Source organism: Rothia sp. HMSC062F03 (genome assembly GCF_001836905.1).
Lineage (GTDB): Bacteria > Actinomycetota > Actinomycetes > Actinomycetales > Micrococcaceae > Rothia > Rothia mucilaginosa_A.
On sequence record NZ_KV830898.1, the window covers coordinates 32952 to 51703 of the forward strand.

At 63.5% G+C, this 18752-nt stretch carries 15 protein-coding genes; 13 read left to right on the forward strand and 2 right to left on the reverse strand.

Annotated features, from left to right (window positions below):
* Positions 1-105 precede the first annotated feature (105 nt).
* On the reverse strand, positions 106-3012 hold the full coding sequence (locus HMPREF2674_RS07765) for an FAD-binding and (Fe-S)-binding domain-containing protein (RefSeq protein WP_070825356.1): 2907 nt from the start codon (positions 3010-3012) through the stop codon (positions 106-108).
* Positions 3013-3533: 521 nt separating this feature from the next.
* Positions 3534-4445: a hypothetical protein gene (locus tag HMPREF2674_RS07770; protein WP_070825357.1), complete on the reverse strand. Its 912-nt coding sequence runs from the start codon at positions 4443-4445 to the stop codon at positions 3534-3536.
* Positions 4446-4676: 231 nt separating this feature from the next.
* Here HMPREF2674_RS07770 and HMPREF2674_RS07775 point away from each other — a divergent pair, with 231 nt between their 5' ends.
* The 13 genes from HMPREF2674_RS07775 (at position 4677) to secF (ending at position 18708) form a co-directional block, all read left to right on the forward strand.
* A complete protein-coding gene (locus tag HMPREF2674_RS07775) occupies positions 4677-6104 on the forward strand; it encodes a potassium channel family protein (RefSeq protein ID WP_246826203.1) in 1428 nt (475 codons plus the stop codon).
* 394 nt (positions 6105-6498) lie between these two features.
* On the forward strand, positions 6499-7068 hold the full coding sequence (locus tag HMPREF2674_RS07780; RefSeq protein ID WP_049342994.1) for a hypothetical protein: 570 nt from the start codon (positions 6499-6501) through the stop codon (positions 7066-7068).
* Positions 7069-7215: 147 nt separating this feature from the next.
* Entirely contained in the window at positions 7216-7788 is a 573-nt protein-coding gene (locus HMPREF2674_RS07785; protein ID WP_049332458.1) for an HIT family protein, read from the forward strand.
* A 130-nt stretch (positions 7789-7918) separates the two neighbouring features.
* Entirely contained in the window at positions 7919-9052 is a 1134-nt protein-coding gene (locus HMPREF2674_RS07790; RefSeq protein ID WP_070825358.1) for a hypothetical protein, read from the forward strand.
* Between the two features lie 99 nt (positions 9053-9151).
* Positions 9152-10435, forward strand: coding sequence for a Mur ligase family protein (locus HMPREF2674_RS07795; RefSeq protein WP_070825359.1), 1284 nt, complete (start codon positions 9152-9154; stop codon positions 10433-10435).
* Positions 10435-11202, forward strand: a complete 768-nt coding sequence (locus tag HMPREF2674_RS07800; protein WP_070825360.1) for a type 1 glutamine amidotransferase — start codon at positions 10435-10437, stop codon at positions 11200-11202. Before HMPREF2674_RS07795 ends, HMPREF2674_RS07800 begins: the two co-directional genes overlap by 1 nt.
* Before the next feature lie 136 nt (positions 11203-11338).
* Positions 11339-12097, forward strand: a complete 759-nt coding sequence (locus HMPREF2674_RS07805) for a YebC/PmpR family DNA-binding transcriptional regulator (protein ID WP_012903452.1) — start codon at positions 11339-11341, stop codon at positions 12095-12097.
* Positions 12098-12376: 279 nt separating this feature from the next.
* The gene (gene ruvC, locus HMPREF2674_RS07810; RefSeq protein ID WP_049343020.1) at positions 12377-13033 is read left to right on the forward strand and encodes a crossover junction endodeoxyribonuclease RuvC; all 657 of its coding nucleotides are present in this window, start codon (positions 12377-12379) and stop codon (positions 13031-13033) included.
* 224 nt (positions 13034-13257) lie between these two features.
* Positions 13258-13878, forward strand: a complete 621-nt coding sequence (gene ruvA / locus HMPREF2674_RS07815) for a Holliday junction branch migration protein RuvA (protein WP_070648787.1) — start codon at positions 13258-13260, stop codon at positions 13876-13878.
* A gap of 199 nt (positions 13879-14077) precedes the next feature.
* Complete coding sequence (gene ruvB, locus HMPREF2674_RS07820) at positions 14078-15064, forward strand: Holliday junction branch migration DNA helicase RuvB (protein ID WP_192830500.1); 987 nt, start codon at positions 14078-14080, stop codon at positions 15062-15064.
* A gap of 304 nt (positions 15065-15368) precedes the next feature.
* Positions 15369-15743 (forward strand): preprotein translocase subunit YajC, encoded by a 375-nt coding sequence (gene yajC, locus HMPREF2674_RS07825; protein WP_070648789.1) that lies wholly within the window; start codon positions 15369-15371, stop codon positions 15741-15743.
* Positions 15744-15853: 110 nt separating this feature from the next.
* Positions 15854-17557, forward strand: a complete 1704-nt coding sequence (secD, locus tag HMPREF2674_RS07830) for a protein translocase subunit SecD (protein ID WP_070825361.1) — start codon at positions 15854-15856, stop codon at positions 17555-17557.
* Positions 17558-17559: 2 nt separating this feature from the next.
* Positions 17560-18708 (forward strand): protein translocase subunit SecF, encoded by a 1149-nt coding sequence (gene secF / locus HMPREF2674_RS07835; RefSeq protein ID WP_070825362.1) that lies wholly within the window; start codon positions 17560-17562, stop codon positions 18706-18708.
* Positions 18709-18752 lie beyond the last annotated feature (44 nt).

The window sequence follows — 18752 nt, forward strand, 5'->3', positions numbered from 1 at the left end:
TTATTGATTCCTGCGAGATACTTCAAGTCATCAAAAGGACCCGGCGGACTATCACATAAGATAGCCCGCCGGGTCCCTTCTTTATGCCGCTATGTGCTCAGCCCGTTAGCGGGTGGTGCGTTCCAGCAGCTGCAGCACGTTCTGGTAGCTGTGGCCGGTCGCCTCCGTCATACCCTGCTCACAGGTGCGGTTCGCCGAAATGTATGCGGCGAACTGCTTCTGCTCGCTCAGCTCCGCAGCCTCAGCCTCCGTAGCGCTCGCCGTCAGCTCGGGGTGCAGCATACCGCGGTCACCCGCATAACCACAGCAACCCCAGTGCTTCGGCACGTACACGTCGTCACTCATCGCGTTCGCAATCTTCTCAAACGCAGGCTGAGTACCCAGGTGAGTCATGGAGCAGGTCGGGTGCAGAGCAACCGACGGCAGGGGAGCGGACACAGTCAGCTTGTCCAGCATGTTATCGGCGGCGAACTGAACCGCATCGTACATGCGCAGACGCGAGTAGTCCGGCTCACCCGGCTTCAGACCGTTCACGATCTTGTGCTCAAGCGCCTTAATAACCTTCTCACGCATCACTTCAAGGCCCTCAGTACAGGACGAAGCGTCACACACGACCGGCAGGCGGCCACCGTCAGTAGCCTCCCACAGGGACTTCAGCACACGGTCGCTCATAATCGAGTAGCCGTCGGTAAAGCCCTTCGACTTCCACGGGGTAGCACAGCACATCTCACCAATATTGTCCGGGATGCGGTACTTCACGCCGGTACGCTCGCACAGGCGGATGAACGCCTGGGTTGCGTTGACCGGGTCGTGCTTGCCGTCGCCGTCCACGCCGCCGAACATGGAGTTCACGCAGGCGGGGAAGAAGACAATCTCAGCGGTTGCGTCCTTATGCGGCTTACGCGCCGGGCCACCAACCGGCAGGTCCTTCTTGTAGGAAGGAACCATGTCGTCGCCCATGACCTTACGGGCGATGTTGGTGGTACCGTGCACCACGGGGAACGGCAGCTTCTTAGCCACAGTCAGAGACTTACCGGCGACCTTGTCCATGATGCCCCACTGCTGTGCGGCGACCTTCCAGCCGGTAGCGGCCAGCTTGTCCTGGTTCTCAGAACGCAGGCGGCGAATCAGATCACCGGTGTTAATGTTCACGGGGCAGCGGGTCTGGCACATGCCGTCCACTGCACAGGTCTCAATGCCGTAGTACTCGTACTCCTTACGCAGGCGCTCAGCGAGCTCGTGGTCGCCGTTCGCCTCAGCGGCAGCAATCTCACGGCGCAGCACAATACGCTTACGGGGGGTGAGGGTCAGGTTGCGGGAGGGGCAGACCGGCTCACAGTAGCCGCACTCCACACAGCGGTCGACTTCTTCCTCAACGGTCTCAGCGACCTTCAGATCGGTCACGTAGTCGGTGCCCGGCTCAACCAGCAGAACGCCGGGGTTCATGAAGCCCTTCGGGTCAATGAGGCGCTTAATCTGGCGCATCACGTCGAAGAGCTCGTCACCGAACTGGCGGCTCACAAACGGAGCCATGATACGGCCGGTACCGTGCTCAGCCTTCAGCGAGCCTTCGTTACCCAGAATCAGCTGAACCATTTCCTCGGTGAAGTCGCGGTAGCGGTCCAGCTGCTTCGGGTCGCGGAACTGCTCGTTCAGCATGAAGTGGATGTTACCGTCCTTCGCGTGGCCGAAGATCACGGAATCCTGGTAGCCGTGCGAATCGAACAGCTTGGTCAGGTCGCTACAGGTGTTACCCAGAACCTCGACGGGCACAACCACGTCTTCGAGCAGTGCGTTGGTGCCGGAACGGCGGTTACCTGCAACGGTGGTGTACAGGCCACGGCGGGCAGCCCACAGTGCGTTACGCTCAGACAGCTTGCTGGTCATCGACACGGGCGACGCCACGGGCAGGCTCTTAAACATGGGTGCTGCGGCGGCAGCCAGGTCGTTCAGCTCCTGCTCGGAGTTGCCCTGGAACTCAACCAGCAGGGCGGCGTGGTCCTTCACGTCAATGGCGGCGAGCGCCTCCGCAGCCTGGCCGGTACGCTGAGCCACGCGGATGCTGGTGGCGTCCATGAGCTCGACGGTGGCCAGCTTGTTGGCAACCAGCTCGGGTACGGAGCGTGCAGCATCAATCAGGTTGTTGAACACCAGCAGGCCGGTGGAAATGTTCTTCAGAATCGGGCGGGTGCGGTAGGTTGCCGAAGCAACAAAGCCGAGGGTACCTTCCGAACCAATCAGCAGGTGCTGCAGAATGTCCACGGGGGTTTCAAAGTCGACCAGGGAGTTCAGGCCGTAACCCATGGTGTTCTTCATGGAGTACTGCTGGCGAATCTTCGCCATGGATTCGGGGTTTTCGGTGACGCGCTTGCGCAGGCGCAGCAGGCCCTCGTGAAGTTCAGGTTCGAGGGAGCGCAGCTTCTGATCGGCGTCCGGTTCTGCGGTGTCAATGATGGTGCCGCTGGGCAACACGAACACCATGGAATCCAGGGTGTTGTACGTGTTGTAGGCGGTACCCGAAGACATACCGGAGGAGTTGTTAGCGACCACGCCACCGATGGTGCAGGCGGACCAGGAGGCGGGGTCCGGGCCGAGCTTGTAGCCGTAGGGTGCCAGGTAGTTGTTAACCATCATGATGGTCGCGCCGGGCTGCACGCGAACCTTCTTGCCGTCTTCAAGGACCTCGATCTTCTTGAAGTGGCGGCGGGTGTCGACCATCAGGCCGTCACCGCTGGACTGGCCGGAGAGGGAGGTACCGCCGGAGCGGAAGGTCAGCGGCAGGCCAAGGTCGCCGGCTGCGCGGAAGATGTTTGCGACGTCTTCGGCGGAGTCGGGGCGGACCAGGCCGGCGGGCACGAGCAGGTAGTGGGATGCGTCGTGTGCAATAGCGAGGCGTTCGAGTTCGGAGACGCTCGATTCGACGGCTTCTGCGCGTGCATCGGAAAGTAGACGATTGAGGGTGTCCGCGTAGGGGGACTTGAGTGCTTCGGACGTGTTTGACACAACGGTCATAATCTTGAGCTTCCTTACTGGTGAAGAGCGTAATGCTGTCCTTGTATCCAGTATCTTCCTTTGAACCCCGTCTTTTCTTCTTAGCGTTGGCTAAGCTTGGCGACTATCTGTCACTATATGGGGCGCCGGGTATGCGCCGGGCAGTGATGTGGTTTCCCCTTGTAGCTATTGGCATCCCGTGGGTTTTTGCATGCACTCGAGGGAGGCGTCTACGCTGCATATGGACCGATTCGGATTTTTTAGATTCCACCCGCCGGGCGCTGTAACAATTCGGCAGGTGGCGGCCATCGCGCTTTCGGGGCGCGAGCTGGGTGCGAGCTGAGAGGGCGAAGCTCAGAATGAGAGGTATTTTCTCCTTCGGCTCGCGGCGCTACAAAGCGGGGGAGTAGGGAACGGAGAGCGGTAGGTATTATCGACGGTTAAAAAGCGCGGGGCGGAAAGCTGCCTGCCTTCCGCCCCGCGCCGGTGCCCCCCCGCCGCAAGGGGGTGAAAGATTTAGGACTCGTCGAAGAAATCCTCGTCTACGCGCGAGAGCTCAGCGTCGTGAGGGTCCAGCGGGCCGATGCATCCGAGGCCACCACACCGCACAGCAGCGGCGATTTACCCGCCGCGCGCACCCCCAGATCATCCAGGAAAACACGACCGCCGGAGGGCACGCTCCGCTCCTGGCGAGTGGTCCCCGCGCAGTACACCCGAATCGGTGCGTCCGAACGGTTCTCCACGGCGGCAGAACTCGTGCGGCCCATCGCATCGTGAACAAAACCTCGCGTGCCCTGCTGAACAATATCGCCCGAAGACAGCGTCTGGCTCACGAGTGCCAGGCCCTCCGGGGCGGTCAGCTCGCCAGAAGAATCAACGCCCAGCGAGCGCACCGACACCACCCACTGCGCGTCATCGGCCAGGTTCGAGGTGGAGGCAGTCACCCGCGTCGCGCTCAACGACACCCCGGAACCACTCGCGCTCGCGGAAGGAGCCTCCGTGGTGTTGCGAACCCACACGCCGCCCATTTCACCCGACTCACCCGCCGGGAACTCCACCGAGGTCCCATCCTCATCGCGCAGGGAAACGCGCATGGGGGCCGTCGGCTCGCCGCGCCGCTCAAACTCAATATAGGAGTACGAGCCGGCACCCGAGGGGCCCTCGAACACGGCCTCCTCGACGGGGCCTCGACCCGAGAACAGGCGGTAGCCCTCACGCTCCTCATTAACGGGGGCGACCCCGCGGCTGACCGCAAGCGAACCGTCCACGCTGGCCGAGGCTGAGGCGGAAGAATCCGCGTTCGGCGTGGCGCACCCGCTCAGGGGCACGACGAGGACCGCGGCCAGGGTCAGCGCGATGCCGCGGGTCCGTGCACGGCCCCCGTGCAGGCCGTGCGCGGGAAGAGTCGAGGGCGTGGTGGGAAAGGCGGGGGAGAGGAAGCGTGAAGGGGTCATGGGGCACTCCGGTGTGGACTCATAGTCGGAAGGTATCGGCGACGCGCGCTCGCATTTTCTGCTGATGCATGCACCACACATTGTGCCAGTTCTGTGCATGCGGTGCAACGAAACCTCGCCGCGTCGGTACTCGCAGAATCAACCCCGCGGGCCTGCCAATGCACTCGGGGACGCTTGGGAACGCTTCGGGACACTCGGAGGCGCTCCGGGGCCCAAAGGGCGCAGAGTATCATGTCTCCTATGGATAGGACGGTACAGAATCAGGCACAGGACCCCGCGGACAACGACGCGTACGATCCCGCGCGGGACGAAGACTATGAAGAGGTAGTTGAAGAGTACGCCACCAGCGACGAACCCGATGGCACGCACCGCGAGAGCCACCGCATTACCCGCACGAGCCACCACCCGCACACGCAGGGTATTCCCGTCATGCCCCGGTCCGCGCTCGGCATCGGCTCCGCCGAGTCCTCCGCCGAAACCTATACCGACACCCGTACCGAAACCGCCCGCGAGGTGCGCGAACCCGGAACGCAGACGACCACCATCCGCACGGTCACCCGCACCGAGACGCACCCCGAGGCCCCGGCACACACTCCGCGAACCCGCCTCTTCCGCCGCCTGAGCGCGTACCGCGGCGAGAAGAACCTGGCCGCGTGGGAAGACCGCACCTCTACGCCCATGTTCGTGGCGTCCGTGCTGTACCTGCTTGCGTTCGCCGCGCCCATCATGAGCACGCGTATTCAGGAGCCGTACGACGGGTACCTCAACATCATTCAGATGATTCTGTGGGGCCTCTTCGCCGCCGACTACTGCGTGCGCCTGTACCTGGCGCCGCGGCGACTCTACTTCATCACGCACAACCTGATGAACCTGGCCATCGTGCTGCTGCCGGCGTGGCGTATCGTTAGCTTCCTGGCCATGATTCACCTGACCGCCAACCGCCAATACAAGAGGCTCTCCGAACTGGGGATGAAGCTCTTCGGCTACACCGCGATCTTCATCATCATGTTTGCCCTGTCGATCTATTCGGTGGAGTCCTCCGAGCCGGGCGCGATGATTCGTGACCTGCCCACCGCCTACTGGTGGATGTTCACGACCCTCGCCACGGTCGGCTACGGAGACGTTTACCCGGTCACCGGTATCGGCAGGGTCATCGCCGTGATCGTCATGCTGTACGGCGGGGGCTTGGTCGCGGTTGCTACCGGTGCGCTCGCCAGCTGGATTATCGAAAAGTTTGGTGGCAGGGAGGAGCAGGAGTACCCCGCAACCAAGGCTGACGTGGACGATCTTCGCCAGGAGATTTCTGAGCTGCGCGCCCTGCTGGCTCGTGAGTATGCACGTCGCGATAACCCGGCCTACACGCTTCGGGAGGTGGTGGACGAGGACGGTATTCACCCGGTACCCGCGGCGACGGATGTGCCCGCCGCTGGTTGGGGTGGCGGTTCGGGAGCTGAAGGCCCGAGTGAAGAGTGGGCTGGATTCAGCCGCCGGGTTGCCGCTGACCGCGCTGACTCTGGTGCCGAGACCGGTCGCGCTACCGGTAGCGAGGTTGCGGTGCGCGAGGATGTGTCCGAGCAGGAGCCCGTAGCTCTGCTGGAGGAAACCCGCCAGACCTTCACGATTATTCGTGAGAAGTTCTCATTCCGTTCCCGCAAGTAGCTTCGGGAGGCCCTGTTTCGGGGGCCCTGTCTCGAGGGGTTTGGGAGGGTACGAGCAGGTGCTCCCCTCAAAACGTATCGAAGCACCTTGAACGCACTTAATCCAACGGCAAGCAACATTTAATTTACAGCGCATCAAACCCTCATTGTGGCCGCGAGACACCCCGGGTGGTTAGCTCGAAACTATTCCCCAAAAAGTCAAAATGTGAGGAAACTATCACTCAAGATGCCTAGTAGGTCTACACAATAGGTCACCACTGCGGATACACTATCTGCGTGCTGGCGTACGAAGACACCCTGTAGCCCGCGTGCTACGGGGTGTTGTTTTATGTTCGTTTCGTTCCGGCATGCACTCACAACTCTCACTCAAACACTCATATCAATAGGAGCAATCCGTGGCTTCTAAAACCACTCTGGGCGTACTGGCTCTGACCGGTGCGCTCACCCTGGGCATGTGCGCCTCCGCAACGGCCGGCGCTTCTAGCTCATCGAATGGCGCATCCCTGGCCGCCCGAACGGTCACCGTCGATGACGCCTCGTTCGCCTCCGCTCGTGCCACCCCGTCCGGCGCGGCAACCTCGGAAATTCAGATTATCTCCGAGGTTCCCTCCTCCAGTTCCGAGACCTACGTTCCGCGCGATGACGCATCGCAGACGGAGAGCACGTGGCTACAGCTCGGTGATACCGAGAACTACGTGGCTGCCGTGGTGCGCGGCAATAAGATCACCGTGACCTACCACCTCAACTATGAAGAGATGGCCACGGTCGTCTGGGTCGGAACCTTCGAGGCCGGTCAGGGGGATTACAGCTGGACCTCGGTCGGCGACCGCCGAACGATGGACAGCAACCCGCTGGCATCTTCGGAATCCGAAAAGGAATTTGCGGTGCGCGACGGCATGCTGACCTTCTCTCTCACCTTCCGCGGTGAGACTCGCACGGTGCAGCTGACGAAGTTCGAGGGCTAGGGCCCGTAGCGTTGAGGGGCGCCGGTTTCGTTCTGGTGGACGGACCGGGCGCCCCTTTCTATTCCTATCGCGGGGCTCTCAGCCGGTCCGCACTGCCGACCCGTGGACGCCCCTGGTAGGAACGTGAAAACGCTATAGAATGGGACTATGAGCGAGAACACGACCCCCGAGACCGCCGCACCCTCGGTGCAGGATTCCTTCGAGCTACCCGGCGCACCCGACCAGTTCCAGCGCCTGTGGACCCCGCACCGCACCGCCTACGTGAGCGGCGGGCAGAAGGACTACACCGAAAAGACCTGCCCGTTCTGCACCGCACCCGGCCGCAGCGACGAGGAGTCTCTGATTGTGCACCGCGGCGAGCACGCCTTCGTGATTCTCAACCTTTACCCGTACAACCCCGGGCACCTGCTCGTGTGCCCGTACCGTCACATTCCCTTCTACGACGATGCGACCGAGGCGGAAACCCTGGAGATTGCGCAGCTGACCCAGCTCGCCATGAAGGTTCTGCGCGAGGTTTCGCACAACGACGGCTTCAACATTGGTATTAACCAGGGCAAGGTGGGCGGCGCGGGAATTGCCGACCACCTGCACCAGCACATTCTGCCGCGGTGGAGCGGCGATACCAATTTCCTGCCGATTATTGCCCAGACCAAAACCATGTCGCGCACCCTGGACGACATGCGTTCGGCGCTCGCGGAGGGTTTCGCCCGCCTGAGCTAGGTCGGCCCGTACTTCTTATCTCTCGGGCTCGCGGCGCTTTGAGAGCGTTCTTTCGCGGCGCCCCGCCAGGCCGGCTCTTTGCTGCTCTGCAGCGCTTCTCGGGCCGTTCAAACCGCTAAAGTTGATAGTCATGGATTACCCCAATCTGCTTGAGAACGCCTTCCTCGAGAACACCCTCGACGGTGCCGAGGCCTGCTCCACCGAACCTGCCGCTGGCGTTGGCGGCGAAACCGCTCCGCGCGCCCTCGTGTGGCGGCAGTTGCGCTGGGTGGACCGCCGCCCCGTACTCGAGCTAGAGGCCGTCGAGGCCGAACCGGGCCAACCCGGACCGAACGGGGCCGGCCCCGCGGAAGCCGAACTGCCAGTGCGCCCCGCGGGCCGACGCCTCCGGGTGCCGCTAACCCCCGGGGCTTACCTGGGTCTGCGCGTGGCCCTCGACGCATCCGGCGCGCCGTACCGCTTCTGCTCCGGCTACACGACCGGCTCGACCGACCCCGGCGCCCCCGGAACCCGCCGTCACCCGTGCCCCGAGGCCGCTCGCATCGACCGGGGCCAGCAGTGCCCCCGATGCGCCGCCCGCGACGAATTTACCGCCCTGCACAGCGCGCACCTTTACCCCGGAACGCTCACCGAATCCATGCGCGCCTACGCCATGCTGGAGCACCGCCTCTACATCGCCACGTTCCCAGACGGCACCCACAAGGTCGGTACGAGCTCCCTGACCTCAACCCCGCGGCGCCTCGACGAGCAAGCCGTCGCCACGGCCACCTACGTTGCGCTTGCCCCGGACGGGCTGACCATACGCCGCGCCGAGGACGCCGTGACCGCCCTCGCCGGAATCGGCCAGGTCAAACAGGTGGCGAGCAAGTACCGCGCCTGGACGCATCCGCTCCCGGGTGCTCAGCTGCGCACCGCCCACGAGGATGCGGTGGCCCGCGCCCGCGCCGCCCTCACCGAGTTCCTGGTGGGGGAGCCCGACCTGCAGCTATCCGCCCTGGATGAGCAGTGGGTTCCCTCCCTGGCGATGAACCGCCCGTACGCGGCCCTGCGCGCGCGCAACCCGGAACCGCTCGCACCGTGCGACTCGACGCTGGACGGCAGTACGGCCGGGTTCTTCTGCACGGGTGCGGCGGGCCAGTTTGTGAGCGCCCACGTGGGCGATCCCGACGCCGCGTTCCTCGTCAACACCGCCGAATGGCGCAACCTGCTGGTGGTTCCCGACCGGGGTTTTACGCGGGTGAGGGTGCAGGGTTCGCTCTTCTAAAACCGTCCGCCCGGCACGGTTCAAACCCGCCGCGGCCCGTTTTGGCCTGAGCGAACGCCCCCGCCGCACCCTTCAGCGGCACTGTGCGCGTGTACTAAAATGGTAAGCATGTCCAAACCCCTCATTCGCCTTCTGGGTCAGGGCGTGCGCTACGCGACTAAGCTTCGCGGTGGCGGCTCCGCGTTCCCCGGCCTCGTCATGGAAAAATTGCACCCGCAGTTCGTAGCCGAAGAGCTCGCGAAGCTGCCCTACGGCGTGGTCGTCGTCTCCGGCACGAACGGTAAGACCACCACCACAAAGATGGCCGTTCAGCTGCTCGAAGCGCAGGGCCTGAAGGTCTTCACCAACCGCACCGGCTCCAACTTCGTGCGCGGTGTGGCCGCCGCCCTGTTGGGCGAGATGACCCTCACCGGCAAGCTTGAAGCCGACATCGCCGTGCTGGAACTCGACGAGGCGCACGCCGTGCACTTCGTCAAGGCCGTCAAGCCCGACTACGCGCTACTGCTGAACGTTCTGCGTGACCAGCTGGACCGTTTCGGTGAGATTGACACGACCCGCCGCATGCTCGCGACCGTGGCCGCCGCAACCACCAACACCGTGGTGCTCAACCGCGAGGACCCGCGCATCCGCTCCCTCGCCGAGAACGTGCAGCCGGGCGTGAAGGTCAACTACTACGGTCTGGCCGAGTCCCTTCGCTCGTACTTCCCTTCGGACGACGAGATGCGCGGCGGCACTGTCGCGAAGGCAACCCTGCCCGAGGCAGACGTCACCCTCACCGCGTTCTCCGGCACCTCCGCAACCTTCGATGTGGCGGGTGCGGAGCGAGTCGGTGAGATTAACCTGTACGGCATCTACAACATCTTCAACGCCGCCGGCGCGATGGCCCTGACTCGCGCCGTCATGGGCGAGAAGCTCAATGAAGATAAACTCATCGCAGAGTTGGCGAAGATTACTCCCGCCTTCGGTCGCGGTGAGACCTTGAACGTGAACGGCCGCCCGCTGCAGCTGCTGCTCGTGAAGAACCCCAGCGGCTTCCGCCTTTCCCTGGCGAGCGCAAACGCTGACGACTACGCCACCATGATTACGATTAACGACCAGTACGCTGACGGTCGTGACGTGTCTTGGCTGTGGGATGTTGACTTCGACGGCCTGCGCGGCACTGGCGTGCAGATGGTCTCGGGCGTGCGCGCCTGGGACATGGCGCTGCGCCTGGAGCACGACGGCGTGAAGGTCGGCGAGGTCGACGAGAACCTGGCCGATGCGCTCAAGCAGTTCATCGCTTCCAGCGGTACTGCCCCCATGCGTATCTTCTGCACCTACACCGCCATGCTGGCCCTGCGTGAAGAGCTGGCAAAGATTACTGACGTTGAGAAGGTCTCATAATGACGGCAACCCACACTTTTGAGGGCACCCCGGCGCCCGGCCCGAACAACGGCAAGACGCTGCGCATCGTGCAGCTCTACCCGCTGGACATGAACATCTACGGCGACTGGGGCAACACCCTGGCGCTGGCCCGCCGCGCACAGGCACACGGCTTCGACGTGCAGATTCTGGACCACAACCCCGGCCAGGCCTTCCCCGAGGACGTCGACATTATCCTCGGTGGCGGCGGCCAGGACTCCGGCCAGTCCGTGATTCAGGACGACCTGCACGCCATCGGCGGCACCCTGCGCTCGCTGGCCGAGGACGGCGTGCCCATGCTCGTCATCTGCGGCCTGTACCAGCTGTTCGGCAAGGAGTTCCGCACCCGCGAGGGCGAGGTGCTCAAGGGCATCAATATCTTCGATGCGCACACGGTCGGCGGCGACGAACGCCTGATTGGCAACATCGTGGAGGAGTCCGAGGAGTTCGGCACTGTCATCGGTTTTGAGAACCACTCGGGCCTGACCTACCTGGGTTCCGGCTGCACCCCGCTGGCTACCGTCACTAAGGGTGAGGGCAACAACGTGACGGACTCTTACGAGGGTGCGCGCGTGCACAACGTCATCGGCACCTACCTGCACGGCTCGCTGCTGCCGAAGAACCCGAAGATTGCGGACTACCTGATTGAGCAGGCCGCGATTCGTCGCTTCGGCGAGTTCACTCCGAACGCGATTGACGACTCGCTGGTGGAGAAGGCGCGCGCCTCGGCCGCGTCTCGCCCCCGCTAGCATCCTATTCCGGGCGGTGGCGTGCACTCTAAGAGGTGGTGCACGCCTCCGCTACGGTATAGTTGATTGAGTTATAGTACAGTGCGCGGAACGTTTCGCCGTGCCCGCGCAGAGGTTTTGACTAAGGGAGATACGAATGTCGGGTCACTCTAAATGGGCGACTACTAAGCACAAGAAGGCTGCTATCGACGCTAAGCGCGCGAAGGCTTTCGCGAAGTTCATTAAGGCTATTGAGGTTGCGGCACGTATGGGTGGCGCCGATATCGCCGGTAACCCCGCTCTTGACCTTGCTGTGTCGAAGGCGAAGAAGAACTCCGTCCCCAACGACAACATCGACCGCGCTATCAAGCGTGGCGCCGGCCTGACCGGTGAGACCATCGACTACACCGAGATTATGTACGAAGCACGCGGCCCGCAGGGTACCGCCCTGTACATCGAGTGTCTGACCGATAACCGTAACCGTGCAGCGTCTGAGGTTCGCCTGGCCGTGACCCGTAACGGCGGCACCATGGCCGACCAGGGTTCGGTTGCCTTCCTGTTCGAGCGTAAGGGCGTTGCTGAGGTCACCAAGACTGACGGCCTGACCGAGGATGACGTTCTGATGGCTGTTCTGGATGCCGGCGCCGAAGAGGTCCTGGACGAGGGCGATATCTTCACCGTCATCTCCGCACCTACCGACCTGCCCGAGATTCGTAAGGCTCTGGACGAGGCCGGCCTGGAGTACAACAACGACGACCCGGTCTTCCGCCCGACCATGCAGGTCGACCTGGACGCCGAGGGCGCCAAGAAGTTCCTGAAGCTGGCAGACGCCATCGAGGAACTGGACGACGTGCAGAACGTCTACTCGAACGCTAACGTCTCTGACGAGGTTGCTGCTCAGCTGGAAGCCGAGTAGTCACCGCCCGAGCGCGCCACTTCTGAGCGTGCACTGAAGCCACTTCCCGGCCGGCCCACCGCGCGTGGACCCGGCGGGAGGTGGCTTTTGAACGTTATGCCGGTCGGCGCCCGGCCTAAACGCCCGGCCGTGCTCCGGCTGGCGGCCCCGCGAACTGCGGTATCGCAGACTTTACCCCGCGAAGGCTCCGCGAAGACCCAGTGAAGACCCCGCGAACTTTGGAAAGCGAACTGTGGAAGGAAAGCACACGTGAACGCTGCATCCGCCGCGCGCGATAGCATGCGCGAAAACCATACGGTCGCCGCCGTGGACCGCGTGCCGGGGGCGACCCGCATCATGGGCGTGGACCCCGGCCTCACGCGCTGCGGCTTCTCAATGCTCGACATGACCGCGGACCGTAAGGCGCACTTCGTGAACGTGGGCGTGGCGGGCACCGACCCGGCCCGCACGCTGGACCAGCGCATCCTCTGGATTTTCAACGCGGCCTCGCACTGGCTGGACACCTACCGGCCCGACGCCCTGGCGATTGAGCGCGTCTTTGCGCAGGAGCAGGTGAACACGGTGATTGGCACGGCACACGCCTCGGGCGCGGTGATTTCTGCCGCGGCGATGCGCGGCGTGCCGGTGTTCTTCCATACGCCCTCCGAGGTGAAGGCGGCGGTGACCGGTAGCGGTCGTGCGGATAAGGCCTCGGTGGGTCGCATGGTGACCCGCATTTTGGGTTTGAACGCCATGCCGAAGCCCGCGGACGCGGCCGACGCGCTGGCCATCGCCATCTGTCACGGCTGGCGCGGCGGCGGCATCGGCTCGGGTATTAACATGTCGGCGCAGACGCAGACGCACCAGGGATCGCGGCCCGCGAAGGCTCGCCGTGCGGGTTCGTTGACCCCCGCGCAGCGCGCCTGGATGGAGGCGGAGGCTAAGGCCCGCCGCTAGGGGTGCCGACTCGTTACCCTTCGAACAAACCCCTTCGAACGTACCGGGAGCTGGATTCGCTAAAGAATTCGAATACCCCTTGATTTCAGAAGAAATATTCTAATATACTGATAGTATCTTCCCGTGGCATACCCGCCGGCCCCGATGCGCGCCGGCGGCACAGCAGGCCGCGAGGGGAGTGCAGTATCGTTCGCCCCGGCGCGGGGCGTTGAAAGGTGGAGAGAATGATTGCATCGCTGACCGGCCGCGTGGCCCAGGTGGGGCTTGACCACGCGGTGATTGACGTTAATGGTTTCGGTATGCTGGTGCACGCCACCGCACGCACTCTCTCTAAGCTACGCACGGGGGAGGAGGCCACCGTGCTGACCACCATGATCGTGCGCGAGGAGTCCATGACCCTCTACGGCTTCTCGGAGCCGGCCGAACGCGAGGTCTTTGACATGATGCTCTCGGTCTCGGGCATCGGCCCTCGCATCGCCCTGGCGGTGCTGAGCGTGCACACCGCCGCGGAGGTGGAGCGAGCCGTGGCCACCGGTGACGACAAGGCCTTCACGAAGGTCCCGGGCATCGGCCCGAAGGGTGCCCGCCGCATCGTGCTGGAGCTTGCCGGCAAGCTGATTCTGAGCGACGGCCAGACCGACGAGCTGCCGCTGAGTCAGGGTATCGTGTGGAAGCCGCAGGTGCTGGATGCGTTGACCTCCCTGGGCTGGAGCGAGAAGGACGCCTCCGCCGCCATCGACGCGTACGTGAAGCACAATCCCGCCGCCGAGAGCGAGCCGGTGGGCGTGGCTCTGCGCGGTGTGCTCGCATCCCTGGGTACGCAGAACACGGTGGGTCGCCACTAGGGCCGCTCGCCGAGCCCTTGGCTGATCCCGGCCGATTTTGGCGCGCCCGTTACCTCGCGCCTCACTCACTCCACGAAAGAAGAATTTTATGACCCAGAACCCCTACGATCCGCAGGCCGCGGCATCCCCGGTTTCCGGCGGGTATTTTCCCGGTCAGGTGCCCGGCGTCCCGGGTGCGCCCGCGCAGCGCCTGGTCGCAATGGAAGAAGAGCCCGAAGAGAAGATGATTGAGGCGGCCCTGCGCCCCAAGTCCCTGGACGACTTCGTGGGTCAGCGCCGCGTGCGCCAGCAGCTTTCTCTCGTGCTGGAGGCCTCGAAGATGCGCGGCCGCAGCGCCGATCACGTGCTGCTTTCGGGCCCTCCCGGCCTGGGTAAGACCACCCTGGCCATGATTATTGCGGCCGAGATGGACGCGCCCCTGCGCATCACCTCCGGCCCCGCGATTCAACATTCCGGGGATTTGGCGGCGATTCTGTCTTCGCTGACCCCCGGCGAGGTGCTGTTCCTCGACGAGATTCACCGCATGAGCCGCCCGGCCGAGGAAATGCTCTACATGGCGATGGAAGATTTCCGCGTGGACATCGTGGTGGGTAAGGGTGCCGGCGCGACCTCCATTCCGCTGGAGCTTCCGCAGTTCACCCTGGTGGGCGCAACAACCCGCGCGGGTCTGCTGCCCGGGCCTCTGCGCGACCGCTTTGGCTTTACCGGTCACCTGGAGTTCTACTCGGTTGAGGAGCTGGAGCTGGTGCTGCGCCGTAGCGCCGGCCTGATGGACATGCAGATTACCTCCGAGGGCTTCACCGAGATTGCGGGTCGCTCCCGCGGCACACCCCGTATCGCGAACCGCCTGCTGCGCCGCGTGCGCGACTGGGCCCTGGTGAACGGCGTGGACCGCATCAACGCGCGTGATGCCGCGACCGCCCTGGACATGTACGAGGTAGATTCGCGCGGCCTGGATCGCCTGGACCGTGCCGTGCTGGAATCGCTCATCCACAAGTTCGGCGGCGGGCCGGTTGGCCTGTCCACCCTCGCCATTGCGGTGGGGGAGGAGACCGAGACCGTGGAGACCGTGGCGGAGCCCTACCTGGTGCGCGAGGGCCTGATTGGTCGCACCCCGCGCGGTCGCGTGGCCCTGCCCGCGGCCTGGGAACACCTGGGTCTGGAGGCCCCCGAGATTCAGCTCTAGAGCCGCACCGGCCAAGACATACAGCAAGTAGCCCGTGGGAGGTATCGCCCCTCCCGCGGGCTCTTCTACGCGTTCGCAACAGCTCTTCTGCAGGCTCTGTCGGCGTCGCCAAGCCCTGCCGACGACATAAAATTACGCCACGGGCTGGATAAAACTCAGGTAAACCTCACAAAAACGCTGGTTCGGTGCGCTAAAGCTCCTGCTCTCGCGTAGGATGGATACGTACTGTATCTACGATTCCACGCCTTTTAGCACGCTCAACCCGCGCGGTGAGCGGCGCGGGTGCGGATGTGAAAGTGAGACCATGGATTTTAACCTCCTGATTATGATTGCCATGATGGCGTTCCTGGCATGGATGATGTTCTCCGCCCAGAAGCGTCAGCGTAAGCAGATGGAGGAACTGCGTGCAATGCAGCAGTCTCTCGTCCCCGGCACTCAGGTTATGACCGGTTCCGGCTTCTACGGCACCGTCGTCAGCACCGATTTCGATGACAATAAGATTCAGCTGGAGCTGGCTAAGGGCGTTGTTATCACCGTGGCGCTGAACGCAATTATGAGCGTTGTTGAGGACGAGGCCCCCGCCGCACCCCTGACCGAGGACGTCGAGCCGGCATCCGCGGAATCTCAGGCTCCCGCGGAAGGCGGCGTCTCCGAGGACTCCTCGAAGACCGCCCAGTAACTTAAGACCGAACGACCCGGCGCCGCGCACTCGGCGTCGGGTTTTCGCGTCCGCTAAGGAATCTGTAGAACACCAAATCTACACACAAAAATACTCATAGAAGGAACATTATGGCTAAGCGTTCACCGCTTGCAGCCGCGCGAGGGGCGCTCCTCTCGATGGTCCTGCTCATGGTTGTGATGGCTGCCGGCATCTTCGGCAGCACCTACTCGGGAGGCTCCTGGGCACCGAAACTGGCCCTGGACCTCTCGGGTGGTACGCAGATGATTCTCTCCCCGAAGGTCAACGGATCATCGGACGGGAACGTTACCCAGGAGCAGCTGAACCAGGCGGTTGAGATTATTCGTCAGCGCGTTGACGGCGCCGGCGTGTCTGAGGCGGAGGTCACCACCTCCTTCGGCTCGGGTAACAACGTGGTCGTCTCGGTTCCCGGCACGATTAGCTCCGAGACCCGTCAGCTGATTCAGGCATCCGCAAATATGACGTTCCGCCCGGTCCTGGTGGCCGGTCAAGGCGCCGCGGTTGCCGAGGGATCCCGCACCGCGGACGACAAGCTACCCAAGCCGACCGCCGAGCCGACCGACGGTTCGGACCGCAACTGGATTACCGCCGACCTGTACAAGCAGTACGAGGCGAAGGACTGCACCGCGGCCCGCAGCGAGGACGCGGATAGCGCCGACCCGACCAAGCCGATGGTGGCCTGCTCCGCCGACGGCAAGGAGAAGTACATTCTGGGTCCCGTGGAGCTGAATGGTAGCGATATTTCTACCGCGAGCCACACCCAGGAGACCAGCGGCCAGGGCGTAACCACCGGTCGCTGGGCTGTGACCATTCAGTTCAACGATGCCGCCCGCGAAAAGTTCCAGAACATCACCTCCCGCCTGAACGCGATTCGTGCCCAGAACTCTTCTGATGCGCGTGCTCGCTTCGCGATTATGCTGGACGGCAAGGTGCTGTCCGCCCCGATTTCGCAGGCCGTGATTTCTGACGGTAAGCCGCAGATTACCGGTAACTTCACCGAGCAGCAGGCGAAGGCTCTCGCCGATCAGCTGAAGTACGGCGCCCTGCCGATTAGCTTCACGATTCAGTCGGAGCAGCAGATTTCTGCAACCCTGGGTTCGGAGCAGCTGCGCGTGGGTCTGCTAACCGGCCTGATTGGTCTGCTGCTGGTGTTCATCTACTCGCTGTTCCAGTACCGCCTGCTGGGCTTCGTGACGATTGCGTCGCTGGTGGTTGCCGGCATCATTTCGTACGAGGCGATTGCTCTGTTGGGTTGGGCCCTGAACTACCGCCTGTCCCTGGCCGGTGTGGCCGGTCTGATCGTGGCGATTGGTGCGACGGCCGACTCGTTCATCGTGTACTTTGAGCGTATTCGTGACGAGATTCGTGCGGGCCGCACGATTCCCTCGGCCGTGAACCACGGTTGGAAGCGCGCATCCCGCACGATTCTGGCCTCGAAGGCCGTGAACCTGCTGGCCGCCGTGGTGCTGTACGTGGTGTCCGTGGGTTCGGTGAAGGGCTTCGCGTTCACGCTGGGCCTGACCGCAATCGCCGACCTTCTGGTGGTGTACCTGTTCACCCACCCGGCGCTGACCCTGCTGGCGAACACCCGTTACTTCGGCGAGGGTCACCGCCACTCGGGCCTGTCGCCTGAGTCGCTGGGTTCCACGCCGCTGTACCGCGGTGCCGGTCGCATCCGCACCCCGGAGGAGAAGCAGCTGAGCATCGCCGAGCGTCGCCGTGCGGAACGTGCGGCTGAGGAGTCGGCCTCCGACGACGCTGCTTCCGCTTCGGACGAGAAGAAGGAGAGCTAGGCATGGCTACCGATGTGAAACCTAATGCTTTTGCCCGCTTCGGTAACGACCTGCACTCGGGTGCCCGCTCATACCCCTTCGTGGGTAAGCGCCGCCTGTGGCTGGCCCTGGCCGCGCTGCTGATGGCCGTCTCGGTTCTGATTCCGGCGGTTGGCGGAGGCTTCAACCTGGGTATTGATTTCCGCGGCGGTTCGGAGTTCGTGGTCTCGAAGACCGCGCACGTCGATGTCGCAACCGGCGAGCGCGTCATTCACGAGAAGGCGAAGGATGCCTCCGAGGTTCACGTGACTAACATTGCGCCGGGCACGATTCGCGCGCAGATGAGCAAGCTCAGCGATGATGAGACCCTGCAGGTGAAGAAGGCTCTGCAGGAGGCGTACGGTGTCTCTGAGAATGACGTGACCTCCTCGTTCGTGGGCCCGACCTGGGGTGCGGATGTGACTCGACAGGCCTTCTGGGGCCTCGTGGTGTTCGTGATCCTGGCCCTGGTGGGTATGGCCTTCTACTTCCGCACCTGGAAGATGTCGCTGGCCTCGATTGCGGGTCTGTTCTTCACCGTGGTGGTGACGGTCGGCCTGTACGCCGCGTTCGGCTTTGAGATTACTCCGAGTGCAATTATCGGCTTCCTGACGATTCTAAGCTACTCGCTGTACGACTCGGTGGTGGTGTTCGACAAGATCCGTGAAAACACGGACGGCGTGCTGGAACGCCGCGACACGACCTTCGCCGAGCAGATTAACCTGGCCGTGAACCAGACCCTGGTCCGCTCGATTAACACCGCAATCGTGGGTGTTCTGCCGGTGGGCGCGATTCTGTTCATCGGCGCGTTCATGCTGGGTGCGGGTACGCTGCAGGACCTGTCGCTGTCGCTGTTCGTGGGTATTCTGGTGGGCATGTTCGGTACGCTGTTCGTGTCTGCCCCGCTGTACGCGACGCTCCGCCTGGGTGAGGCTAAGATTCGCGAGCACACCGCGAAGGTTGAGAGCGGCGACTTCAAGGACGACGAGGAGGCTGAGGAGTCTGACTCTGAGGGCTCCGAAGACTCTGGCAATGAGGGCTCCGAGGATTCCGCGGAGGCACCCGCCAAGAAGTCGGTCAAGAAGCCGGCCCGCGCGACGATTGAGATTCATCGCGTGAACGTAAGCGAGTAGCCCGCGTTCTCGCCGACACTGGGGGAGTCGATACCGAAAGGTGT